This is a genomic window from Flavobacterium sp., from assembly GCF_965277525.1.
Classification (GTDB): domain Bacteria; phylum Bacteroidota; class Bacteroidia; order Flavobacteriales; family Flavobacteriaceae; genus Flavobacterium.
In genome coordinates, this window is the sequence record NZ_CBDIDC010000005.1 from 848607 (window position 1) to 873554 (window position 24948).

Annotated in this window: 25 protein-coding genes and 2 tRNA genes; 12 read left to right on the top strand and 15 right to left on the bottom strand. The window is 34.2% G+C overall.

Annotated elements, in window-relative coordinates; all coding sequences use genetic code 11:
- From sufC to sufD, 3 genes are all read left to right on the top strand, one after another.
- Window positions 1-747, top strand: coding sequence for a Fe-S cluster assembly ATPase SufC (gene sufC / locus ACQY44_RS11970; protein WP_132032515.1), 747 nt, complete (start codon window positions 1-3; stop codon window positions 745-747).
- A gap of 41 nt (window positions 748-788) precedes the next feature.
- Window positions 789-1157, top strand: a complete 369-nt coding sequence (locus ACQY44_RS11975; RefSeq protein WP_428230578.1) for a four helix bundle protein — start codon at window positions 789-791, stop codon at window positions 1155-1157.
- A gap of 115 nt (window positions 1158-1272) precedes the next feature.
- On the top strand, window positions 1273-2589 hold the full coding sequence (gene sufD / locus ACQY44_RS11980; RefSeq protein WP_428230579.1) for a Fe-S cluster assembly protein SufD: 1317 nt from the start codon (window positions 1273-1275) through the stop codon (window positions 2587-2589).
- 106 nt (window positions 2590-2695) lie between these two features.
- On the opposite strand, the gene ACQY44_RS11985 is transcribed toward sufD, so the two are convergent.
- A complete protein-coding gene (locus ACQY44_RS11985; RefSeq protein ID WP_428230580.1) occupies window positions 2696-4045 on the bottom strand; it encodes a serine hydrolase domain-containing protein in 1350 nt (449 codons plus the stop codon).
- Between the two features lie 223 nt (window positions 4046-4268).
- On the opposite strand from ACQY44_RS11985, the gene ACQY44_RS11990 reads away from it, so the two are divergent.
- The 6 genes from ACQY44_RS11990 (at window position 4269) to ACQY44_RS12015 (ending at window position 8408) form a co-directional block, all read left to right on the top strand.
- Window positions 4269-5483 carry an aminotransferase class V-fold PLP-dependent enzyme gene (locus ACQY44_RS11990; RefSeq protein WP_428230581.1) on the top strand — a complete coding sequence of 405 codons (1215 nt, stop codon included), beginning with the start codon at window positions 4269-4271 and terminating at the stop codon, window positions 5481-5483.
- Window positions 5484-5493: 10 nt separating this feature from the next.
- The gene (locus tag ACQY44_RS11995) at window positions 5494-5919 is read left to right on the top strand and encodes a hypothetical protein (RefSeq protein ID WP_428230582.1); all 426 of its coding nucleotides are present in this window, start codon (window positions 5494-5496) and stop codon (window positions 5917-5919) included.
- A gap of 2 nt (window positions 5920-5921) precedes the next feature.
- On the top strand, window positions 5922-6347 hold the full coding sequence (locus tag ACQY44_RS12000; protein WP_271337696.1) for a SufE family protein: 426 nt from the start codon (window positions 5922-5924) through the stop codon (window positions 6345-6347).
- Window positions 6348-6463: 116 nt separating this feature from the next.
- Window positions 6464-6787 (top strand): SUF system Fe-S cluster assembly protein, encoded by a 324-nt coding sequence (locus tag ACQY44_RS12005; protein ID WP_055097577.1) that lies wholly within the window; start codon window positions 6464-6466, stop codon window positions 6785-6787.
- A gap of 81 nt (window positions 6788-6868) precedes the next feature.
- Window positions 6869-7378 (top strand): DUF2480 family protein, encoded by a 510-nt coding sequence (locus tag ACQY44_RS12010; protein ID WP_428230583.1) that lies wholly within the window; start codon window positions 6869-6871, stop codon window positions 7376-7378.
- Between the two features lie 79 nt (window positions 7379-7457).
- Window positions 7458-8408, top strand: coding sequence for a DUF3078 domain-containing protein (locus ACQY44_RS12015; protein WP_428230584.1), 951 nt, complete (start codon window positions 7458-7460; stop codon window positions 8406-8408).
- 175 nt (window positions 8409-8583) lie between these two features.
- Here ACQY44_RS12015 and hflX read toward each other — a convergent pair whose 3' ends face one another.
- The 12 genes from hflX to ACQY44_RS12075 all read right to left on the bottom strand — a co-directional run bounded on the left by hflX (window position 8584) and on the right by ACQY44_RS12075 (window position 21590).
- Window positions 8584-9825 carry a GTPase HflX gene (gene hflX / locus ACQY44_RS12020; RefSeq protein ID WP_428230585.1) on the bottom strand — a complete coding sequence of 414 codons (1242 nt, stop codon included), beginning with the start codon at window positions 9823-9825 and terminating at the stop codon, window positions 8584-8586.
- 190 nt (window positions 9826-10015) lie between these two features.
- Window positions 10016-10882, bottom strand: coding sequence for a hypothetical protein (locus tag ACQY44_RS12025; protein WP_428230586.1), 867 nt, complete (start codon window positions 10880-10882; stop codon window positions 10016-10018).
- 138 nt (window positions 10883-11020) lie between these two features.
- The gene (locus ACQY44_RS12030; RefSeq protein ID WP_428230587.1) at window positions 11021-12370 is read right to left on the bottom strand and encodes a DUF5689 domain-containing protein; all 1350 of its coding nucleotides are present in this window, start codon (window positions 12368-12370) and stop codon (window positions 11021-11023) included.
- Between the two features lie 21 nt (window positions 12371-12391).
- Window positions 12392-15229, bottom strand: coding sequence for a carboxypeptidase-like regulatory domain-containing protein (locus ACQY44_RS12035; RefSeq protein ID WP_428230588.1), 2838 nt, complete (start codon window positions 15227-15229; stop codon window positions 12392-12394).
- A 415-nt stretch (window positions 15230-15644) separates the two neighbouring features.
- Window positions 15645-16865 (bottom strand): MFS transporter, encoded by a 1221-nt coding sequence (locus tag ACQY44_RS12040; protein ID WP_428230589.1) that lies wholly within the window; start codon window positions 16863-16865, stop codon window positions 15645-15647.
- A gap of 369 nt (window positions 16866-17234) precedes the next feature.
- Window positions 17235-18275 (bottom strand): Gfo/Idh/MocA family oxidoreductase, encoded by a 1041-nt coding sequence (locus ACQY44_RS12045; RefSeq protein WP_428230591.1) that lies wholly within the window; start codon window positions 18273-18275, stop codon window positions 17235-17237.
- Window positions 18276-18486: 211 nt separating this feature from the next.
- Entirely contained in the window at window positions 18487-19560 is a 1074-nt protein-coding gene (locus ACQY44_RS12050) for an NADH:flavin oxidoreductase/NADH oxidase (protein ID WP_428230592.1), read from the bottom strand.
- Window positions 19561-19671: 111 nt separating this feature from the next.
- On the bottom strand, window positions 19672-19914 hold the full coding sequence (locus ACQY44_RS12055) for a hypothetical protein (protein ID WP_428231204.1): 243 nt from the start codon (window positions 19912-19914) through the stop codon (window positions 19672-19674).
- Between the two features lie 119 nt (window positions 19915-20033).
- Window positions 20034-20297 (bottom strand): HlyD family efflux transporter periplasmic adaptor subunit, encoded by a 264-nt coding sequence (locus ACQY44_RS12060; RefSeq protein ID WP_428230594.1) that lies wholly within the window; start codon window positions 20295-20297, stop codon window positions 20034-20036.
- A 3-nt stretch (window positions 20298-20300) separates the two neighbouring features.
- Window positions 20301-20987: a biotin/lipoyl-binding protein gene (locus ACQY44_RS12065; protein WP_428230595.1), complete on the bottom strand. Its 687-nt coding sequence runs from the start codon at window positions 20985-20987 to the stop codon at window positions 20301-20303.
- 59 nt (window positions 20988-21046) lie between these two features.
- Window positions 21047-21223: a hypothetical protein gene (locus ACQY44_RS12070; RefSeq protein WP_428230596.1), complete on the bottom strand. Its 177-nt coding sequence runs from the start codon at window positions 21221-21223 to the stop codon at window positions 21047-21049.
- A gap of 79 nt (window positions 21224-21302) precedes the next feature.
- Window positions 21303-21590, bottom strand: coding sequence for a hypothetical protein (locus tag ACQY44_RS12075; protein ID WP_428230597.1), 288 nt, complete (start codon window positions 21588-21590; stop codon window positions 21303-21305).
- A 374-nt stretch (window positions 21591-21964) separates the two neighbouring features.
- Here ACQY44_RS12075 and rseP point away from each other — a divergent pair, with 374 nt between their 5' ends.
- The 3 genes from rseP to ACQY44_RS12090 all read left to right on the top strand — a co-directional run bounded on the left by rseP (window position 21965) and on the right by ACQY44_RS12090 (window position 23578).
- Window positions 21965-23308 carry an RIP metalloprotease RseP gene (rseP, locus tag ACQY44_RS12080; protein ID WP_428230598.1) on the top strand — a complete coding sequence of 448 codons (1344 nt, stop codon included), beginning with the start codon at window positions 21965-21967 and terminating at the stop codon, window positions 23306-23308.
- Between the two features lie 83 nt (window positions 23309-23391).
- Window positions 23392-23465 (top strand) — tRNA-Asn (locus ACQY44_RS12085).
- 39 nt (window positions 23466-23504) lie between these two features.
- Window positions 23505-23578: transfer RNA gene (locus ACQY44_RS12090), tRNA-Asn, on the top strand.
- Window positions 23579-23703: 125 nt separating this feature from the next.
- Here ACQY44_RS12090 and ACQY44_RS12095 read toward each other — a convergent pair.
- Window positions 23704-23865, bottom strand: coding sequence for a transposase (locus ACQY44_RS12095; RefSeq protein WP_428231193.1), 162 nt, complete (start codon window positions 23863-23865; stop codon window positions 23704-23706).
- On the bottom strand, window positions 23862-24785 hold the full coding sequence (locus ACQY44_RS12100) for a hypothetical protein (RefSeq protein WP_428230600.1): 924 nt from the start codon (window positions 24783-24785) through the stop codon (window positions 23862-23864). Before ACQY44_RS12100 ends, ACQY44_RS12095 begins: the two co-directional genes overlap by 4 nt.
- Window positions 24786-24948: the final 163 nt, after the last annotated feature.

The window sequence follows — 24948 nt, forward strand, 5'->3', positions numbered from 1 at the left end:
ATGTTATCAATAAAAAACCTTCACGCCTCAATTGGTGATAAAGAAATCCTAAAAGGAATTAATATAGAAGTTAAAGCTGGCGAAGTACACGCTATCATGGGACCTAATGGTTCCGGAAAAAGTACACTTTCGGCTGTAATTGCCGGAAACGAAAACTACGAAGTTACTGATGGAGCCGTTTTCCTTGATGGAGAAGATCTTGCTGATCTTGCTCCTGAAGAAAGAGCACACAAAGGAGTTTTCCTTTCTTTTCAATATCCTGTAGAAATTCCTGGAGTAAGTGTTACAAACTTCATGAAAACGGCCATCAACGAAACTCGTAAAGCAAACGGTCAGGCCGAAATGCCAGCGAACGAAATGCTAAAAGTAATTCGTGAGAAATCTGAATTATTAGAAATCGACCGTAAATTTTTATCACGTTCTTTAAACGAAGGTTTTTCTGGTGGAGAGAAAAAAAGAAATGAGATTTTCCAAATGGCAATGTTAGAACCAAAATTAGCCATCCTTGACGAAACCGATTCCGGTCTTGACATCGACGCTTTAAGAATTGTGGCTAATGGAGTTAACAAATTGAAAAGCGAGAAAAACGCAATTATCGTGATCACGCACTACCAACGTTTGTTAGATTACATCGTTCCGGATTTCGTTCACGTTCTTTACAACGGAAGAATTGTAAAATCAGGCGGAAAAGAATTGGCTTACGAATTAGAAGAAAAAGGATACGACTGGATTAAAGCGGAGAATTAATACAGTCTGAAAGTCTAAAGTCATAAAGTCAAAAGTAGAGCATGAGTAAATTTAAATCTTTTGAAGAAATAAATTCCTGGCAAAAATCTAGAATTTTCAACAAGAAAATATATCTCGCTACTGAAAATTCCAATTTTAAAAAAGACTTCGATTTCGTTAGACAAATTAGACGGGCATCAATTTCTATATCATCAAATATAGCAGAAGACTTTGAGAGAAATACAGACAAAGAGTTTATTTACTTTTTATATGTAGCAAAAGCATCAGCAGGAGAAGTTCGTTCTCAATTATATTTAGCATTTGATCTAGAATACATTATTAAAGAAGAATTCGAAACACTTTTAGAATCGATAACAGAAATATCGAAATTATTAAGTGGTTTTATTAAATATTTGAGCCCAAAGTTATAAAGTCGAAAGTCATAAAGTTGCAAACTTTATGCTTTAAATTTTGACCTTTGGCAAAACAGTCGACAATCCTGAGTCTTTCGACTTTCGACTTTCGACTTTAAGACTAAAAAGAACAATGGATTTAAAAGAAAAATTAGTATCGTCTTTTATGGCTTTTGAAGAGCGTGTCGATGTACATTCAGATTTACATGACATACGCACAAATGCTTTAAAGAACTTTGAAAATAAAGGTTTCCCAACCAAAAAAGAAGAAGCTTGGAAATACACATCGCTAAATGCCATCTTAAAAAATGACTTTACGGTTTTTCCTAAGCAGGAAAATGCAATCGAATTTAATCAGGTAAAAAAATACTTTTTACACGAAATCGACACTTATAAATTAGTGTTTATCGATGGTGTTTTTAGTTCACATTTGTCTTCTACTACACATGACGGAATCGACGTTTGCCTGATGTCATCGGCATTGACCAAACCAAAATATAAAATGGTTATCGATAAATACTTCAACCAGATTGCCAGCAAAGACGAAAGTTTGACTTCGTTGAATACTGCTTTTGCAAGTGAAGGAGCTTTTATCAATATTCCGCAAAAGAAAGTCGCTGATAAACCAATTGAAATCATGTATTTCTCTACAGGAAACGAAGCTGCTTTATTGGTTCAGCCTAGAAATTTGATTATTGTTGGAGAGAATTCTCATGTTCAGATCATCGAACGTCACCAGAGTTTGAATGAAAATCCAGTTTTAACCAATTCGGTTACAGAGATTTTTGCTCAAAAACGCGCTATTGTAGATCATTACAAAATTCAAAACGATAATATCGAGGCAAATTTAATCGACAATACTTACGTTTCTCAACAACAGGAAAGTCACGTTTACGTGCATACTTTTTCGTTTGGAGGAAATCTAACGCGTAACAATTTGAACTTTTACCACTTTGGTGAAAGATTAACCAGTACGCTAAACGGAATCACTATTATTGGCGAAAAACAACACGTTGATCATTATACTTTGGTAAACCATGCAACGCCAAATTGCGAAAGTTTCCAGGATTATAAAGGAATTTTCTCTGATCGCTCAACAGGAGTTTTCAACGGAAAAGTGTTGGTAGAAAAAGAAGCTCAAAAAACAAATGCTTTCCAAAAAAGCAACAATATTTTATTGAGTGACAAAGCGACAATCAATGCTAAACCTCAATTAGAAATTTTTGCTGATGACGTAAAATGTTCTCACGGTTGTACCGTAGGACAACTCGACGAAACTGCAATGTTCTACATGCAATCTCGTGGAATCCCGAAAAAAGAAGCTAAAGCTTTATTGATGTACGCATTCTCGAATGCTGTTATCGAAAGCATTAAAATACCGGAATTGAAACAACGTATTACTAAAATCATTGCTACAAAATTAGGCGTGAATTTAGGATTTGATTTGTAGTTTAGTTTTACCGCAAAGACACAAAGGTTTCGCAAAGTTCGCAAAGGTTTATTATTAAACTTTGCGAACTTTGCGCTTTTATACCTTGCGTTCTTTGCGGTTAAATTTATTTTTTGATTGAAGCAATTATCCCCTTCAAAAAACCATTAAAATCAAATCCCTGATCTTCTTCTTTTAATCCCATTCTTACGATTACCATATCCAGAGACGGAATAATCGCTACCATTTGACCTTGATATCCGCTGCAATAAAACATATCACGAGGAACATCCGGGAATTTCCCTCCGGCGTTTAGCCAAAATTGTGCTCCATAAGCTCCTTTAGAAGTATTGGTTGGCGTTGCAGAATATTTTACCCAGCTTTCATCCAGAATTTGTTCTCCGTTCCAGTTTCCTTTATGGAGATACAATAATCCAAATTTAGACCAGTCGCGAGCCGTTGCCCAGGCATAAGACGAACCCACAAAAGTTCCCGCCATATCCTGTTCGACAATCATCGAATTCATTCCGATTTTATCGATTACGGCGCTGTACCAAAAATCAAGATATTCCTGTTGGGTTTTAAACTGACTTTTTAAAATTCCGGATAATAAATTAGTTGTTCCAGATGAATAATTCCAATGTGTGTTGGGTTTAAACTGAGCCGGTTTTTCACGTTGTACTTTTGCCATGTCTCCGGATTGAAAAAGCATTATTGTCGCATCACAAATTTTACTGTAATTCTCTTCCCATTCTAATCCGGAATTCATGTGCAGCAAATCATTGATAGTAATAATTTGACGATCATCATTTTTCCATTCCGCAATTGGTGCCGGTTTGTAAATATCAATTTTACCTTGTTTGGCCAAAACTCCAAAAGCTGAATTTAGGATGCTTTTAGTCATGGACCATCCCAAAATTTTACTCTCTTTATTAAATCCCGTATCGTATTTTTCAGCAATCAATTTATCTTTATACAAAACGACAACCGCTCGTGTACGTTTTGCTTTCCCGCCGTTTTTATCAAACGAATTGTCAACAGCTTTCTTTAATTTCGAATATTCAACATTCGAAAACAATGTATCCGTTGGCTCGTTATTTCCATAAGGAAAAGGAAGGTTATTTATTCGTTTAGTTCGTTTTGGAAGTAGATACGGTTTCGAGATATCATAATTATCATCAATTAAAGTGGCGCCTAAACCGTCCCGATAAATTGCTTTTCTCTCTTTTAAACCATAAACCGAAGAGGTTACAAATTTCCCGGCTTCATCAATCGTATTAGTTGCTAAATTCATTAACGGAATATCATTATCACCTTTCTCAATTAATTCTTTCGATCGATGATCTAAAAAATGTCCTGAAGCAATACTTTTGGCTGAAAAGCCAGAGATCAATTCTAGCTTTGGATAGGTGGTAAATCCCAAATAAAAAACTACAATTAGTAAAACAAGCGCAAGTAATTTGATGATTTTCCTCATGATATTTGACAATTATTTTTACTGCAATATAAATAATTTACAATCATGTTATTAGTACCGAATTCAAATTTTAAATTTCAGATCATTTACAAATCTTAAATTAATGTTATAGAATTAATAATCTAACCTTCGATTGATACTGCTATAAAAGGAAATTATAGTTTTGATGGATAAACCAATTTAGTTTTAGTACTTTTGTAGATAGAATTTTTCTAAATAAGACATGTTAGACATCCAAAAAATAAGAGCTGATTTTCCGATACTTTCGGAAAAAGTAAACGGAAAACCATTGGTATATTTCGACAACGGAGCAACGTCACAAAAACCACAAATTGTGATCGATGCTGAGGCAAAATACTATCAGGAAATAAATGCCAACATTCATCGTGGTGTACATACGCTAAGCCAATTGGCAACAGACGCATACGAAATATCAAGGGTAAAAATCCAACACCATATTAATGCGAAGTTTTCTCATGAAGTACTTTTTACTTCAGGAACTACGCATGGAATCAATCTGGTAACTAATGGTTTTGCTTCAATTCTAAAACCTGGTGACGAAGTTGTAGTTTCCTCGTTAGAACATCATAGTAATATTGTGCCCTGGCAAATGTTATGCGAAAAAACGGGAGCAACTTTAAAAGTTATTCCGATGAACGAAGAAGGCGAACTGATTATGGAGTCTTTTGATGCTTTACTTTCAGAAAAAACCAAAGTTGTAACGGTAAATCATATTTCGAATGCATTAGGGATTATTAATCCTATCAAATCTATAATCGAAAAAGCACACGCTGTTGGGGCTGCTGTTTTAATCGATGGCGCACAGGCTGTTCCGCATCTAAAGCCAGATGTCCAGGACTTAGATTGTGATTTTTATGCTTTCTCCGGTCATAAAATGTGTGGCCCGACCGGAACCGGAATTTTATATGGAAAAGAAGAGTGGTTAAACAGGCTTCCTCCTTATCAGGGTGGTGGAGAAATGATCAAAGAAGTTACTTTCGAGAAAACAACTTATGCTGATCTTCCGCATAAATTTGAAGCCGGAACTCCAAATATTGCGGGCGGAATTGTTTTGGGTACTGCTGTTGATTATTTAAACAACATTGGTTTTCATAACATTCAAAAACAAGAACAAAAACTATTAGAACACGCTACAAAACGCCTGTTAGAAATAGAAGGTTTGAAAATTTACGGAACCGGAAAAAATAAAGCTTCTGTAGTTTCGTTTAATATTGACGGAATTCATCCTTATGATATTGGTTCAATTATCGATAAATTAGGGATTGCAGTTCGAACAGGACATCATTGTGCACAACCTATCATGAACTTTTTCTGCATTCCCGGAACTATTCGTGCTTCATTTTCTTTTTACAATACCATAGAAGAAATTGATGTCATGGTAGAAGCGGTGAAGAAAGCGAAAACCATGTTAAGCTAAAAAACTTTTTATGAGAACATTATCCTTATTATTCTTAACAATTTTCATTGCCACGAGTTGTTCAAGCCAAAAAGCAAACGATATGACAACAACCCAAATGGAATATTCTGCAGTTTCAAGAGGCCTTTATAAAGTGATATTAGTTCAAAATAAAACAGTTTCAGTTACCAATGGCAGAAATACCCCGCCGGTAGAAAGCAAAATAAGTGATGCAAAATGGAAGCAGATTGTAGCAGAGTTTACAAAAATTAATTTAGAGCATATTCCAACTTTAAAAGGGCCAACAGAAAAACGCTTCCATGATGGTGCTGCAATTGGGAATTTAAAGATAATTCATAACCAGAAAACATATGAAACTCCGGGTTTCGACAATGGTTATCCTCCTAAGGAAATAGAAAAATTGGTAAATTTACTGGTTGATTTTACGAAAGAATAATTATGACAATAAAAGAAATACAAAACGAAATAATAGAAGAATTTTCGATGTTTGATGATTGGATGCAACGTTATGAGTACATCATCGAATTAGGGAAAAGTCTTCCGTTAATCAAAGAAGAATATAAAACAGACGAAAATTTAATCAAAGGCTGCCAATCAAAAGTTTGGTTGCAGGGCGAGCAAAAAGACGATAAAATTGTATTTACCGCTGATAGTGATGCAATCTTAACCAAAGGAATTATTGCCATTTTAATTCGTGCTTTCTCCAATCAAAAAGCAGAAGACATTATAAATGCTGATACGCAATTTATTGATGAAATAGGTCTAAAAGAACATTTATCTGCTACTCGTGCAAACGGGTTGGTTTCGATGATCAAAAACATCAAAATGTATGCTTTGGCTTTTGATTCAAAAAATAAGAATTAATTTTTCTGCCACGAATTTCACAAATCAACACGAATTAAGAATCTTTATTTAGCATAAAAAATTGGTGCTAATTTGTGAAATTCGTGGCAAAAAAATAAAAAAACAAAAACAAAAAAATGGAACAAGAAATAGACACAAACGAATTAGGAGAATCAATTGTAAAAGTTTTAAAAAGTATTTACGATCCGGAGATTCCTGTAGATATTTACGAATTAGGATTGATTTATGACGTAATGGTAAATACGGATTATGAAGTAAAAATCCTGATGACATTAACATCTCCAAACTGTCCGGTTGCGGAAAGTTTACCAAGAGAAGTAGAAGAAAAAGTAAAAACAATCGAAAACATAAAAGATGTTGATGTTGAAATTACTTTTGATCCGCCATGGAGTAAAGATTTAATGAGCGAAGAAGCAAAATTAGAATTAGGAATGCTATAAATTAGTCATAAAGCCGAAAGTCATAAAGTCTTAATGAAACAAACTTTATGACTTTCGACATTCGACTTTAGGACTTTACATATGGAAGAAATTATCAATAAAGTTGCCAATAGTGCCTTAGAAGTTTTTGATCTTGAGGATTATTATCCAAAAGGAGCACGTGTGCAAATTGACATTTCACAATGGCTTTTAGAGGGGTTTTTATTAAAAGAAAAAGACTTTAGAGAACACTTAAAAAATCACGACTGGTCCCAATATCAAGATCAGTATGTAGCTGTAAATTGTAGCACAGATGCTATAGTTCCTGCATGGTCGTCTATTTTGGTGGCGATTCAACTGGCGCCTTACGCCAAAAAAGTAGTCAATGGAACTATTGAAGATTTAGATGCCAGTTTATACGAAGAGATCTTAAGCAAGCTCGATTATTCTGCCTATAAAAACAAACCGGTTATTATAAAGGGCTGTTCCAAAAAACCTGTTCCAACGCGTGCTTATATTTTATCTGCCACTTATTTGCAGCCTTTTGCAAGAAGTATTATGTACGGAGAGGCTTGTTCAGCAGTACCACTGTACAAAGAATCTAAGAAATAACTTTCTTTTAGGGGCAATAATTCCCAAACCTTTTAACGGTTTTTAGTATATTTGTTATTACACATTTAAACTACATACCATGAGAAAGCTAACGTTATTACTTTTTATTTTAACGAACTTAACTTTTGTTCAAGCCCAAAATTCAGAAAAAGAATTAATTCAGAATACTGAAAAAGCGGTAAAAAAGATAAATGATACAATCGAGGGAGAAGGCTGGAAAGCAAAAGGAACAGTTTCTCTTTTACTAAATCAATCAAGTTTTAACAACTGGATTGCCGGAGGTGAAGATAGCTTTTCAGGAACTCTGGGAATCAACTACGATTTTAATTACAAAAAAAACGATCTTACCTGGGACAATAAAGTTTTAGCTTCTTATGGACTTTTGCAAACCAAAAATTCTGATTTTGGAAAAAAGACAGATGACCGTCTGGAATTTAATTCTATAGTAGGTAAAAAAGCTTTTGGCCAATGGTATTACTCTTACTTTCTGAATTTCAGAACTCAATTTACAACAGGTTATATTTATGGCCAGGACGCAAACGGAAAAGAAATTAGAACCGAAAGTACTAAATTTATGTCTCCGGGTTATCTTACTACCGGTCCCGGTATTTACTGGACAAAAGATGACAATCTAAAAATAAACTTTGCACCTTTAACCTCTAAATTTACTTTTGTAGATGGTGCGTATACCTCAGGAATCGATCAGAAAACCGGTTTACCGTATGTAGATGGGGATTATTTTGGTGTAGACGCTAACAAAACCATGCGTTACGAACTGGGTTTCTATGCTTCAATTTACTACAAATTGGCGATCATGACTAACGTAACGGCTGAAAACACTTTGAACTTATATTCTAATTATTTAGAAGATCCTCAAAATATTGACATCAATTACTCTTTGAATATTATCATGAAAGTAAACAAATTTTTATCTGCTAATTTATCCTTCCAGGCTATTTATGACGATAACGCCTATAAGGGACTTCAAACCAGAGAAGTTTTTGGTTTAGGAGTTAATTTCGGATTCTAATTCTGCAACTGGAAAAGAATTATATTTAACCGTAAAGAACGCCAGAATTTTTATACGTGAAGGTTTAAAAACACAAAGTTCGCAAAGCCATATCATAATACAGCTTTGCGAACTTTGTGTTTTTCTGAGAATACTTAATATAAAAATCTTTGCGCTCTTTGCGGTTAAATTTTATTTATTCCTCATCTTGTTCTTCATCTTTTTCGATTGCATCCTTATAATCCGGATATAAAAACTTATTATAAGGGAATCTTGTGATATGAATCTGACGAACAGCTTCGTAGACTATTTCTCTAAATTCCTCAAAATTTTCTTTTTGGGTAGCCGAAATAAATAATGCTTTGTTCTGCCCAACATTACTCATCCAGGTTTGTTTCCATTCCTCAAGCGTGTAATGTCTTCTTGTTTTTTCGGTAATCAGATCATCTTCATCAATAGTCAAATGCTTGTAGGCATCAATTTTATTAAAAACCATAATCGTTGGTTTATCATTACTTTTGATTTCTAACAACGTTTGATTTACAGATTCAATATGATCTTCAAAATCAGGATGCGAAATATCTACGACATGCAATAGCAAATCGGCTTCACGAACCTCATCTAAGGTACTCTTAAAAGAATCTACCAATTGAGTTGGTAATTTTCTAATAAAACCTACCGTATCTGATAATAAGAAAGGTAAATTTTTAATCACCACCTTTCTAACAGTTGTATCAAGAGTTGCAAATAATTTATTCTCAACAAAAACATCACTTTTACCTACTGCATTCATCAAGGTTGATTTCCCAACGTTCGTATATCCTACCAGGGCTACACGAACCATTGCGCCACGATTACTGCGTTGCACCCCCATTTGTTTGTCAATCGTTTTTATTTTCTCTTTTAAGAGTGCAATTCTGTCACGAACGATACGTCTGTCTGTTTCAATTTCAGTTTCTCCGGGTCCGCGCATTCCAATACCTCCTTTTTGGCGCTCCAGGTGCGTCCACATACCAGAAAGTCTAGGCAATAAATACTGACATTGCGCTAACTCTACTTGCGTTCTTGCATAAGATGTCTCTGCTCTCTGAGCAAAAATATCCAGAATAAGGTGCGTTCTGTCTAAGATTTTACAGTCTATAATTTTAGATATATTTTTCTGTTGAGATGGAGATAATTCATCGTCAAACACCAAAGTAGATATGTCGTTTTCTTTTACAAAAAGATTGATTTCTTCAATTTTCCCTGTTCCAACAAAAGTCTTAGGATTTGGGCGTTCCATTTTTTGCGAAAAGCGCTTTATCACTTCACCTCCTGCGGTAAAAGTCAAAAACTCCAATTCATCCAGATATTCGTTAAGTTTTTCCTCACTTTGATTTTGAGTTACAATACCAACAATGACTGTTCGCTCAAAATTTATAATTTCTTTTTCTAACATAGCTTTGAATAAGATGCAAATTTAATGATTTGTAAGGTACTAACACTTATAGAATTTCGTTTTTAAGTTCCATTTGGAAAATTAATACCTGTATAAACAATCAAACCATTTAAAAACTACGAATACTAAGAATTTAATCTTAACAAAACTTAATTTTTAAATGGTTTCAGGTGCTTTTAGAAAGATTGTATTATTCGTAAATAAAAGTCTTTTCTGTTTTTACAATTCCGTTTTCTTCAATCTGAGAACAAGAGATTGGAAAGTTCAGTTTGTTGTATTTGTATTTTCTGCTCACACCCACTAATATTGTCGATGATGGACTAAAATTCATTTCGTTATTATAGGATATGGCTTCAAAGCTAAACTCATCCTCATGATAAGAAATCATAGGTACAATTACTTTATAATTATCACCAAACAAACTCTGAACAATTAAAGCATCTACTGATTTTTTATCATCAAAAGTATAGGTTTTAGATATTTTATCTCCAACCAGACCTTTATGTTTTATAACATTATCATTGACATAAACATATTCAATTTTACCAATAATTGCTTTGTTTCTATCTCTTGTAGTACGTCTGACAATAATGCCATTTTCTACAATATATTCAATATCATCAACCACATTCTGGTGATTGGTACTCTTTTTTGTAATTACTTTAACTCTCGCTCCTTCATAGAAAAAAGTCACAACTTTGGTAATATAGTCATTACCTTCCTGATATTTTTTAACGAATTTTGTAATATTATTATCAGCATCATAAGTATAATTTACGACCTCCTTCCAGTCACTTCCGACCTTATCTTTAACAGTCATATCTAGTAATCCTTTTGTGTTGTAAAAGAAATGCTGAACAACATCTGAAGTGGTAATGGTTTGTATTTTTCCGTCTTTAAAAACAACCGTTTTATTTACGATTTCACCATCTTTAGAGTTCTGGTAATTTGTTTTTACAATGTTGATTTGCTTTAATCTCACAGGAGCATTTTGATCCTGACTGTGCAATAAGCATGGAAAAACCATCATCATGATGGCGATAAAGTAGGTTTTCATGTGGTATTTGTATTGATTTGGGATGACCAAAATACAAAATTCAATTAAAATTTAACAGTTTAAATCTTAAAAACAACACACTATTAAACTATCATCTAAAAATCAACACTTTAATTCCGTTTTTAAAAATTTAAACCTTTACTTTTCACCGAAAATTTTAACATCATCAACCATAAAAGCACCATTTAGGGTTTTGTCTTTACCGGATCCTATATATTTAAATGCAATATGAATGTTTCCTGAATAAGCTGACAAATCTATTCCGCCGGAGCTTATAAACTGACGGGTGGGCGTTGACAAAGAGGGTAAATTTGCCGTTAGTTTTGTCCATTTTGCCTTCGTAACATTTGATCCGTCAAAATTAGCAGAGATATAAACTTCTAAAGAATTTAAGGGCGAATCGACTTTAAGATCATGTTGCGCACTTCTAAAAGATAAGACCGCATTTTTATAACCGTTCATGTTAATTTTAGGCGTAATTAACCACGCAATATTTTCGGCAGCTGTTGTACTTGTTGTATTAAACTCTGCATAGCCATTTCCGGCATACAACATACTTTTCCATATTTTTGAAGCCTTTTCTACAATATTGCTCCAGCCCGCAAGCGTAAAATTTACATTGTTCTTCACAGACTGAAAATCTTCTGCAAAAAACGGAACTGTTCTTTTTCCGTTCATTACAAGATCTTTTTCTGACCTGATCATCATCTGATAATCGGATCCGAATTTTGTCAATATCCCTCTCACCTTTCCGCTTCCTTCAGGTATAATATGACCGGCAAAACTAGCGTAGCTGCTTGTTCTAAAAATAATCTGATTACCTGTTTTATCTCGCAAATTCCAATTGGTTGAACCCCCTACATTATTTGATTCTTCAAAATAGTGACGCCCAATTGCTTCTTCGGTAAATTGTACATCGGTCAACTCTATCAAAGTATTTAGCTTCTCGTCATTTAATGCTTCTTCAATAGAGACAGATGTAACCAACTGGCTTTCATCAATAACCGTACACGAAGCATTCAGTACATCTTTATAATCAATTTGAGAAACCCTCCCAATAGTTGGATCACCGGCATTACTCACATACAAACTCCCGATTCGTAAACCTCCAAAATATAAATCTATAAACTGATTTTTAAGTTTTATATAGACTTTGTTCCCCAAACGAAAATCGATATACGTGTTCGAAACATCAACAGGAATACTAAACCCTATCGCAGGTGTTTTATTTGTTGCCAGGGTTTGAAAAGAAATCGTCTTGAAAAAATTACCACCTTCATCGCTTGAGACAACATAAGCTTCAACGATATCATTATAATTAAATTGCTTTGGCACTGAACCTGAAAGATCTTTAACTTTCTGAACCGTCTGATTTACTGTTAAATCAGGTTGCGTACACGCTAACTTTGGAATCTCAACTTCATTATTACAACTATAAAAAAGAAGTAATGACCATACAAAAAGGGAAATTAAATATTTATTTTTCATTACAAATATGTTTTTAAAAATTTATAAGCCAATAGCTAGATTCACAAAATAAGTTCTTCCGTAACCGTAAAAATATTTAGGACCAAATGATGGTGTTCCGCTGGAAACATCCTGGTTAAGTGCTCTAAAATTCGCATTTCGTGCCTGTTCAAAGCCACCTGTTTTATACGTCACGCCCAACACATTATTTACACTGGCAAAAAGCCCTATATATTTACCAGACAATCGCCAGGACTTACCTCCCGAAAGATTGAGCAATGCAATTGGATCAAATTTTTCCTGTTTCAGCAATGTCGCCGCCCTCTCTTCCGAAGCTTCAGGAAAAACTAAACCGCTTATCGGATTCTTATAAAAGCGAGCTGTTCTGGCAATAGGCGAAACATCAATATAACTTTCTGTCATATAATTAATAGTAGCTCCCAACCACCAATATTTAGGATCCCGATATTCTACTCCAGCCGAATAGGCTTGTTGTGGCATACCAGGTTGTTTGTAGTTTTTAAGGTAGGATTTTCCAAAATCAAAAGTAGTTTGCGTATCTCCTTTTGCAGCATTTGCATCATTTGTAATCGAAACATTTGGATTGCTACTATAAGTATAATTACCATACGCCGCAGACAAAGTCGTTTTTAATGTAGATGAAATCTGATATTCGAAACTTAACTCTGCCCCAATATTTTTCTTGTCCAGATGTGTTAAAGTCTGGCTGACAAAAGCATCCGTATTATTATAGCTTGCACCTCTGTCAAAAATTCCTTCAGCATAAAAAAAAGAAGTTTTTGTGGTGTTTTTGATCAAAGTACAATAAGCCGTTGTCCTGATTTTAACCTTAGGTGAACGGAAAACATAATTCCCTTCAGCACTACTGATATTTTCATTTTCGATTCCGTCTACAACTGAATTATTCAAGCGTGAATTTGCAAAAGTATTACGAAGTGAAGGTGCTCTTGCAAGATGCATTCCGTTAAAAAATAACCACTGTTTGCCTGAAATTTTATAGGTAAATCCACCTTTGAAACCAAAATTTTCGAAATTCTCTTTTTGACTTTTCCCAAGAGAAGATGTTGGATAAATTCCGTTTTGATACAAACCTTCCCGTTGATAATTTGAAACCGAATACGATTGTCCTAAATAAAAATCAATCTTTCTATAATTGAATTTAAACTGTGTAAAAGCATCAATTGTAGTGGCCAAAAGATTATAATTGTAACCGTAAGTATCTCCTTTTCTTACCTGACGATTTGGATTTTGCAAATCTGATTGCGCCTGATCTCCGCTATAAAAGGCATCGATGTCTTCAAAATACTCACCTCCCAGCAAATCTAGAAGATATTGAAATTGGTGTGATTTTAAATTCCGAAATACGATTCCTCCATCAAAAGTGCTGTTCTCCGTTATTTGAATATTTAAATTTGAATTGGCGGAAAATGTTTTATCATCTGTCCGGTCTTCATACAAAACATAATGACTTTGGGACGGCTGATAGCCAGTAATTACTCCATCAGAATTTAATATTGGTTTCTGATTCGCCTGATACATTTGATCCCAATTGATTTGTGGGTTTTCCAGAAATAGCTTTTTATTTAGCGCTGCATTTGCATAATCAGGTGTAAATTCTCCCGAGAATTCTCCGATATCTTTTCCGTAAAGTGAAGTGTAGTAACTAGGCAATTTTCGATAATAAGCAGGATCCGGACTGTTTGCATTTTGATAATCAATGGTACTGTTTCCCACTTTCCCGAATTGATACATTACACTCGAATTCAGGTTTGCTTTTTCATTTATTTTAAAATAATGATTCAGCATCAATAACGGTTCTTCCACTTTTTTTACTCTTGCATTTCGCTTTTCTCCATTCTGATATCCCCAATAAGAATTGTATTTTTCATTCGTCAATTGTATGACTTCATCTGTATTGGCTGAATTTTTCCCCCGGGAACCTGGCGTATAAAATCCGGTAAAATTTAGCGAATGTTTATTGCTTAATTTCTTTTCAACACTGATAAAAAAAGACTCGGCATCAAAATTGGTTCCTTCAAAATAACCTTCATTACCTAAACGTTTTCCTGCCGAAACGACATACGCCCAGCCTTTGGAGTTCATTCCGGAAGCATAGGTACCAATGGCGCGCCAATTGTAAGTGGTGTTACTGCCCGAAAACGAAAGTCTCCCTCCTTTTCTGTATGTTGAAGCTCGTGTCGAAATTTGTTGCGTGCCCAATATTCCTCCAAACGTATAATTTGAAGCTGCTGCTCCAACAGAAAATTCCTGATTTCTAAGCACATCATTCAAACCTCCCCAATTGCTCCATTGTGGTCGTCCGTCGTAAATCTTGTTCATGATCATACCGTTCAGCATCATCGCTCCGTTTTCGCTGTCTAAACCTCTAACCCTGAATCGGGCTTGCCCCCAATTGAAAGCAGCAGCCTGCATAAATGCATCTTTTGAAGATTGTAAGAGACCTGATGTCATTTCTGATGAACTATTGTCATCTGATAAATCACTATCTAGTAATGTGATTAACGTTGCAGGCACATCATCTGAAAAATTATCTTCCAGTTGTACTATTCCGAGATTGACTCTCTGCTCAGAATTTGAATTTACTTTTAGAAGCAAATCCTTATAACCCTGGCTGTGTACTAACAAAAACTGCTCTCCTTTTATAGAAGAATGCAATTCAAATTCTCCTTTTATATTGGTAAGTTGCGTAACAGAAGAGTTCTGGATGCTCACGACGACATTCTCGAGAGAATTTTGTGTTTTAGCATCGATTACTACTCCTGAGAAGATCGTTTCTTCTTGTGCAAAAGCAACTCTAAAAGAAAATAAAATAAAAATCAACATGCATTTTTTCCCCATAAAAAATCCAATTTAATTTGATAATTAATTTTAAGATTAAATTGCTTTGGTTTTCAAAACTTTTTAATCGTATATCGAAGGATAAAAAATGGTTTTTGGAAGAGTGGTGTAAATTTCAAAATCAATCATAAGAATGATTTAAAATTCAAATATAAACAAAAAATGACAAAAAGGAAATTTCCTGTTAATTTTTAATTAATAAAACAAAATGCTTTATAATTATTGCACTAAATTTATTAAGGAATAGTGTACAGACGAAGCAAGTCACACGAGAAACTCTGCAAAAAAACTTCACTATTTGTCAAAATCGAATTGTGATTCTCCTTTGTCGAAGTGACATAAAAGAGAAAAATCATTTTAATCCTTATATCTGTGGCTAAAATAAAAACTTTACGACTTTATTTTCGGGATTATTTTATGCTGTAGTTCTGATTTTTGAAACCATAAAAGCAATCAGCACCCCAAAGATTCCGATAAAGGCAAAAGAGAACTGAAGTCCAAAAGCCTCAGCGATATGACCAATAACCGGTGGTCCCATCAGAAAACCTAAGAAACTCACGCTGGAAACAATGGTTAAAGCTTCGCCCGGAGGAACGGTTGGATTTTTTCCTGCCATACTATAAACAGTAGGCACAATCGTGGCGACTCCCAAACCAACCAGCATAAAAGCAAGAGTACAAGGAATAATAAAAGGAAGAAAGACAGCGGTAAAAAGTCCGACCGAAATCATGATTCCGCTAATTTGCATGACACGTTCCCGACCAAATTTATTGATCAGACCATCTCCTAAAAATCTACCGCTGGCCATCATAATCATGAAGGAAGTATACCCTAAAATAACCAAAGGTCCAGGCGCTTTTACAACATCTTTAAAGTAAACTCCGCTCCAGTCAAACATGACGCCTTCACTTGCCATACTACAAAAACCAATAACTCCAAGCCAGAGTAAAGAACTGTCCGGTTTTACAAACAACTTTTTCTTTTCAGCCGTTTTATGTTTTATTTTTTCTTTGGCTTTGACTAAGAATTTAAAATTAAAAGCAACCATTACAAGCACAATTCCTCCCACAATTAAAAAATGATGAAGTGGCGTGAGCTTTAAAGTCAGCATTCCTAAACCTACCAAAGCTCCGGTAAATCCGGCAAAACTCCACATTCCGTGAAAAGAAGACATGATTGTTTTTTTAAAAAGTACTTCGGTATAAACCCCTTGAGTATTCACTGCAATATTGGCTAGGTTCCCAAACACTCCAAATAGAAATAATCCCAACGAGAGTTGCAATGCTGATGTTGCCAAACCTAAATTGGCCAGGCATAAAACATACATTATTAGAGAAAAAACAAGAATTCTATGGCTCCCAAACTTTGTAACCATTTTTCCTGAAAAAGGCATAATAATTAATTGCCCTACGGGAAGCGCAAAAAGGATAGACCCCAAATCACCTTCAGTCAAATGCAAAGCGGTTTTAATATCCGGGATTCGACTTGCCCAGGTTGCAAAACTCAATCCCATCCCGAAATAAAACATTCCGACAGCAAAACGAATTCGGTTTAAATAAGAGGCTTTTGCTTCTCTATAAACTTTCTTGATTTTTCCTTTGGTTTGGAATAGCGATAATGGATTGAAACTGATCAAAGTGATACATTTTAAGTTTGATAGCATAAAAGTACTAAAAAGCTACTTTATAGACTATAAAACCCTACTAGTTCCTCGATTTATAACGTTGTATGTTTATAATTTTTTAAGAACAAAGGTTCTGAGAGACAAAGTGACAAATATTTTCTATCCATCCTTACAAAGAAAGACGCACTGATGTGCGTCTCTATGTTGCAACAATTAACCTGTTTTTTACTCCTCCCGATAATTATCGGGATAAAAGATTACTATCTATTTAATCTTTGGCCATACGAAAAGACGCACTCCTTGTCTAAGGTATAACTTAAAAAGAGATTAAAATTAATTTGCGTTAATCCGTTTAATCCGCTAAATCCATGGGCTAATTTTCTACAAATTAATCACCTTTTGCTGTGCATGACTGGCAATTGCCGCCTCGATGATTTGCATCACTTTTACACCATCTTGTGCTGTAACAGGCTCTGTTTTATTATTTGCAATTGCATCATAAACTCCATCAAAAAATGAAAAATAATTCCCCTGAAGTGTTGGTGTTTTTTCTCTGATTTCTTTTCCATCAATTTCGGTATGCAAAAGTCCTTTTAAAGTTTCAGATTCTGTTCCCCAGGATTCTAAGTTTGGTTTTTTACCCAATTTCAAATCATCTTCCTGAACATCGCCACGAGGTTTTAAGAAAGATCCTTTTTTACCATGAATTGTGTAAGCAGGATTGGCTTCTCTGACAAAAAAACTGGCTTTTAGCCGTACTCTGAAATCTTCGTAAATCAATAATAAATCGATCCAGTCATCAACCAAAGAATGCTCTCTGGTATAACGAATATCTCCAAAAACGGACTTTGGAGAACCAAATAAACAAACTGCCTGATCAATTAAATGCGGACCTAAATCTTTCAGGATCCCGGCTCCGTCATTTACCGTTTCTTTATGTGCTTTTGGGCTCAATAGTGGATTATATCTGTCAAAATGGAATTCAGCTTCTACCAGATCTCCCAAAGTTCCTTCTTTGATTATTTTTTGAACGGTTTTAAAATCACTGTCCCATCTTCTGTTTTGGAAAACAGCTAATTTCAATCCTTTTTCTTTGGCAATTGCTGCCAATTCTTCGGCTTCAGCTACAGTAGTGGTAAACGCTTTTTCGACAACAGCATGTTTTCCTGCCAATAATACTTTTTTGGCGTATTCAAAATGTGTTCCCACGGGTGTGTTTACGATGACCAAATCGACATCGTCTGCTAATAAATCGTCGATCGAAGGATAGCTTTTTACATCTGGATAATCTTCCTGAATTAGCTTTTTGCTTCTTTCCCAAGAGCCTAATAATTCAAATCCCGGGTGAATATTTAAAAACGGAGCATGAAAAACTTTCCCTGACATTCCGTATGATAATAGTGCTGTTCTTATTTTTTGCATTTTGTACTGTTTAGTTTTCCCAAAGATTCCACAGATTAAAATGATTTTTCTTTCGCCACGATCCGAGCGATAGCGCACAGGCGAAGCAATTACACTAATTTTCGCTAATTTTTTTCGCAGTTTGAATTAATATCATTCGTGGAAATTAGTGTAATTCGTGGCGACATTTTTTTTTAAATCATTTTAATCTGTGGAATCTGTGGCAAAAAGTTTATTTAATTTTAGCGCGTTCGTATTGTTTTGGCCAATGAATATCGTCTTTCAGTTCTCTGGCAAAATCTAAAGGCAAATTTGGATTTCTTAATGATTCTCTGGCGAATAAAACTAAATCAGCCTGACCGTTTTCTAAGATAGTCTCAGCCTGATGTGCTTCTGTAATCAAGCCAACTGCACCGGTTAAAACAGACGCTTCTTTTTTAACTTTCTCTGCAAACTGAACCTGATAACCCGGTTTTAATTCTATTTTTTGATGGGAAACTAATCCCCCTGAGGAAACATCTATTACATCTACTCCTTTTTCTTTTAAGATTTTGGAAAGCTTTACTGATTCGTCGGGATTCCATCCACTTTCTGCCCAATCTGTTGCCGAGATTCTAACGAATAAAGGCAAATGGGATGGCCATTCGGTTTGAACAGCTTCAACAATTTCTAAAGTAAAACGGATTCTGTTTTCGAAACTTCCTCCGTATTCATCGGTTCTGATATTAGTTAGAGGTGATAAAAATTGGTGCAATAAATAACCGTGCGCTCCGTGAATTTCTAACACTTTATAACCCGCTTCAACAGCTCTTTTTGTCGCTGCTTTAAAATCTGAAATTACCTTCTCAATTCCATTTTGATCTAAAGCTTCCGGAAGAAATGGTTCATCTTCGTGGTACGGAATAGCACTCGCAGAAACAGTCTGCCATCCGCCCTGAGCGAAATCTAATTTTTTATTGCCCTCCCAGGGAGCCGAAACGCTTGCTTTTCGTCCTGCATGTGCCAGTTGAATTCCCGGAATAGAATTTTGAGAAACAATAAATTCGTTGATTGTTTTTAGTTTCTGAATGTGTTCGTCCTTCCATATTCCAAGATCCGAAAGAGAAATTCTGGCTTCGGGAGAAACTGCTGTTGCTTCCTGAATGATTAAAGCTACTCCACCACTGGCACGACTTCCTAAATGAACCAAATGCCAATCGTTTGCAAATCCGTCAACTGACGAATATTGGCACATAGGCGAAATAACGATTCTATTTTTTAAAGTAATTTTTTTTATAGTAAGCGGAGAAAATAATAATGACGCCATAGTTGTAACTTTTAGTAGTTTACAATATTAATTGAATAATAATGTTTAAAAAGTAAAGTTAAGGCATCTTGATAAAAAGAGAAATCTAAATATTGATTAATTAACAAACTTTTAAAGCAAGTGCTGTTTATTCCAAAGATTGTAATATTCTGATTCCTGTTTCAATAAGTCGAAGTGATTTCCGATTTCTACTATAGCTCCATTTTTCATTACCATTATCGTTTCAGCATTGGCAATTGTGCTGAGTCTATGGGCAATAATAATTATAGTTTTTCCTTCTTTTTTGAAGTTATCAATCGTTTGTTTAACGATCATCTCAGAACTTGTATCTAATGAAGATGTTGCTTCATCCATTAATAAAATTTCAGGATTTTTGTAAAGTGCCCTTGCAATTGCAATTCTTTGCTTTTGCCCGCCAGATAACATCGCCCCATTTTCACCAATCTGCGTTTCAAAACCATTTGGTAACTTTTCTACAAATTCTGTAAGGTTATATTATGGTCAATATCGATTACTTTTCCTTCCAGCAATCCCCATTGATTGTAGTTGAAAGCATCTAACTGAAATTTTACTTTTTGATTTTTCCGAATAAGCCCAATATCATTTGAAGACACATTACATTCCACAAGAAGCTGATCTGCTGATGAAATTGTGGCAATAGGCTGTGACGCATTTATGAAAGAACCTTTCTGAACTCCTGAATAGTTTTCTATGGTGCCTGAAACAGGAGCCAACACATCCTAATTGTTCGATTCTGCCTTTATTTTGGCAACAGTTCCGTTAAGATTTTTCAAACGATCTTCTAAATCTCTTTTTTGATTTTCCCATGTTAATTTTTGTTGGCTTACAAAACTCTGCAATGCCTGTTTGCTTAAGCGTAATTCGTATTCTAGTTTCTCAAAATCAGCTTTGACAATAATTTCTTTATCGTACAGAATTTTATTACGGTCGTGATTGATTTGTGCTTGTGAGATTTTGCTTTGCAATTCATTTTTTCCTGACTCAAATTTGAATACATCTTCCCGCGCTGCAGTGGTTAATAAATGAGATGTTTTATTTTGCAAAAGAGCTGAAATATCATGTAATAATGCTGAAACAGATCCTGATAATGTATCCTGAATTTTTTTATCACTCTCCAGATTTTCTTTTGAAATTTTTAAAAGTGTATCTCCTTTTTTTACAAAAGCATTATTTTTTAAATGAACCCAATTAACTCTGCCACTTACAATAGTTGAAACCGGAACATTATCGGTTACACTGCGAATTATACCACGGCTTTGACTACTAATATCAAATTTAACAATTGGCAATAACACTAACAAAACTATAATCGCCAGAAGGATGATAAAGTAAAGTGAAAAGCTTTTTGATTTGTTTTTTGCTATAAGATTTTCAAGTGTATTTACCGGGTCTGAACTGAAGTTCATAGCTTAGTCTTTCTTAGAAAGAGAGTATTTCTAATTAAAAAATATGTTTACAATTATTATTATTCCCTTTTTGAATAACGTTTTTTGTTATCAATCATATAAAGAAAAAAAGCAATTGCAACAGCACAAGAAATACCTGTAAGAAAAGCAACAATATGATTGTCAGAATATTTTCTAGATAAGACAATAATCGTAAAATATACTAAAACCACAAGAACAGTGATAATTTTTTTCATAAAAAAAGTATTAATAGGCGTTTTTTACAATAGGAGATTTTTTAAATTCAGCAAAATCATTTTCTCGAGAACTTTTTTGTTACAGCAAACTTATCAGAGTTCCATCTAATAAAATTGGACGGAAGTTAGAGCCTCCAAAAATTTCTTTCGATTCATCATCTTTGATCGTTTTAAGCGAAAAACTTAATACTACCTCAAAAGAGGTTTCATAGTAATATGTTTCTCTCTTTTTACAATATTTTAATGGTGCATCGAGGTCTTTTATCAGTTCTAATTCATTATAAAGCTGACTTCTGCTAACACATAACTTTCTTGCAAATGCACTTGGGCTACCTGTTTTTTCAGTACTAATCAACTTATGGATCATTTTAATTCTTTGAATTTGCTTAATAAAAACATGATCTGGAATTTAAAATTAATAAAACAACAAAACTGTTGAGAATTTTAAAATATTTTCTGTTAATTATCTAAGAATAAACTTGTTTCTAATTGGAGCTGAAGTTAAAATGGTTACGATTAAAAAGTAACTCTTATAAGTTTTAAGAGTATTAAAATAAGACAATTGTAACATTAACAACGAAAGAGTTACTAATATGCGAGGACAATAGAAGCTTTACTTGATGTATAGAAAAGTAAGGACAATTATTAACAAGAATTTAAAACCTTAAGTATTATCTTGCGGTCTTAAATTAAAATAGAAACGCTACTTTTGTGCGTTAAATTACGAACTAAAAATACAAAATGGATATAGTTATCAAACTCTCTCAATTTCTATTGAGTTTATCTTTACTTATTATTCTTCACGAATTAGGACATTTTATTCCTGCAAAATTATTTAAAACAAGAGTCGAAAAATTTTACTTATTTTTTGATGTTAAATATTCGCTTTTAAAAAAGAAAATTGGCGAAACAGAATACGGAATTGGTTGGTTACCGCTGGGAGGTTATGTAAAAATCTCAGGAATGATCGACGAAAGCATGGACAAAGAACAAATGTCTCTGCCTCCGCAACCGTGGGAATTTCGTTCTAAACCAGCATGGCAACGTTTGATTATTATGTTGGGTGGTGTTACAGTCAACTTTATACTAGCCTTTATTATTTACATAGGGATGGCTTTTGCTTATGGCGATACCTATGTAGCGAATGCTGACCTTAAAGATGGTGTATTGATTGAAAATCCTGTAATGCTTAAAGCTGGCTTTAAGACTGGCGATAAACTTATTTCTATCGATGGAAAAAAAGTCGAAAATTTTGACAAAGAGTTAAACATGAATATCATCATGGCTAAACAAGTTTTAATTGAAAGAAACGGACAACAACAGACTATTAACATACCAAATGATTTTGTTGATCAGCTATCTAAACATGAAAAAGGTTTATTAGTTGGTATTCGCGTACCCTTTGCCATTGGAAAAGTTACTGACGAATCTCCTAATCAAAATTTAAAAACAAAAGATCTAATTCTTTCTCTTAATGGAGAAAAAGTGAAATATTTTGACGAGGCAAAAGCAGTCTTGGCGAACAACAAAGGAAAAACCATTCCTGCAGTTGTATTACGCGATTTAAAAGAAACACCTATTACAGTTAAAGTTTCTAACGAAGGAACGATAGGTGTAATAGCAGGTGCATTAGATATGGCATCTTTAGAAAAACTAGGATACTATAAGGTAAGCACTAAAAACTACAGTTTCTTTGAATCAATTCCGGTTGGACTAACAAAAGGTAAAGATCAACTGGTAGGTTACGGAAAACAGCTTAAAATGATTTTTAATCCTGAAACGAAAGCATACAAACAAGTAGGTGGTTTTGCGGCAATTTTTAACATTTTTCCAAGCACTTGGAGCTGGGAAGTATTCTGGTCGATCACCGCTTTATTGTCAATTATGCTTGGAGTTATGAATTTATTGCCAATTCCGGCTCTTGATGGTGGTCATGTGATGTTTTTATTATACGAAATAATTAGTGGTAGAAAACCAAGTGATAAATTCCTTGAAAATGCCCAAATGGTTGGTTTCGTTTTACTTATAGCACTGCTTTTGTTTGCTAACGGAAACGACATTTACAAGGCAATTGTAGGCAAGTAAAAATATTTTATAAAAAGTGTCAAAATATTTTTGAGAAACTAAAAAATGCTCTATATTTGCACTCGCTAAAAAGAACAACAACTTCCTCCTTAGCTCAGTTGGTTAGAGCATCTGACTGTTAATCAGAGGGTCCTTGGTTCGAGCCCAAGAGGGGGAGCAACTTTTTTTTAGCAAACATATTTACCTTTAAGGTGATTCCTTCTTAGCTCAGTTGGTTAGAGCATCTGACTGTTAATCAGAGGGTCCTTGGTTCGAGCCCAAGAGAGGGAGCTTAAAAAAAAAGACTTTACAGCAATGTAAGGTCTTTTCTCTTTTAATATCATAGCCAAATCAGTACTTCACGATAATTTATTAAAAAATGAAGACTTTGCCGGATCAGGTGCAAAAGTTGGGGATTAGGCAAAAAGATTAGATAATCTGAATAAGAAGAAATCTATATTTCTGACTCCTCTAAACTGAGATCTAAAAGCTTTTATTTTGGCATTAAAAGAATCCGCTAAAGCATTTGTACTTCTATCGTCAAAATAGTTTGATATTGACTGATAATGAAAAGCTATTCTTTTGCCAAAATCCCTTTGTAAGCCTTACTTTTAGCTTCAAACAATTTCATCATTTCATCTGCTTTTTCAATTTGCCCAATTCCTTTTAGTGATTGTGCATAGCGATAATAATACATTGGCTCTAAATTTATTTTCATAGCCAATAATTCTGCGTAGTATTTTGCTGCAACCTCAAGATCTCCATTGAAGTAAGCTTTATCTGCAACCTTTGTAAGCATATCAACTGACTTATACCCTTTGTCTAAAACCTTTGAATAGGTATTTACGACATCTATAATAACATATTTTGGCCTTTCAGCCGAAGCAGCTACTTCAACATTAATGGGTTTTATAGTAGTGGCAATGGTATCAAAAGCTTTTGACTGTAATCCAATTTCGAGTAATTGTGATTTTGACTGAAGTACAACTTCAACCGGTTTCGATTTTGATGATAGTTCAAATTCTGTTGACTGTACTTTTGGTGGCAATCCAATTTCAACTGATTGTGTTTTTGATGGTCTTCCAAATTCAGCCGGATTTGCTTTTGGCTGTAATCCAAGTTCCAGTGGTTGCATTTTTGAGAGTGTTGCAAGTTCAGTTGGCTGCACTTTTGATAATATTTCAGGTTCAGACGGTTTTACTTTTGCTTTTTCATATATGGGTGTTACAATTCTGGTGTTGTTGGGCCCCAGGTCATAAGTATTGATCAAATTTAATTTTGAAACTTTATATTTGGTAACACTTATTCCAAAGGCCATATGAACAGTTTCTTCTACATAATAGCCTGCTATAACAAGATCTTCTTTTATGTTGTTGTCGGATTGCGAACGCACTTGTTCTGTTTCTTCAATAACCGGAACATTACTACTTTGCTGTGCAAAACAGTTAAAAGAAAAAAGACATAGAATGGTTATAAAAAATATTATATACGTTTTCATTATGTGACAGGCTAATTGACAATACTAAAAAACGAATAAAGATAGCTTTTTTTATTTAATGTATTACAAAACTTACAAATAATGACAACACGCGCTAAAATGCTTATTTTGTTTGTTGGATTTAAACAATTTAACGTTTTTACACTCTATTTATCTTTAAGAT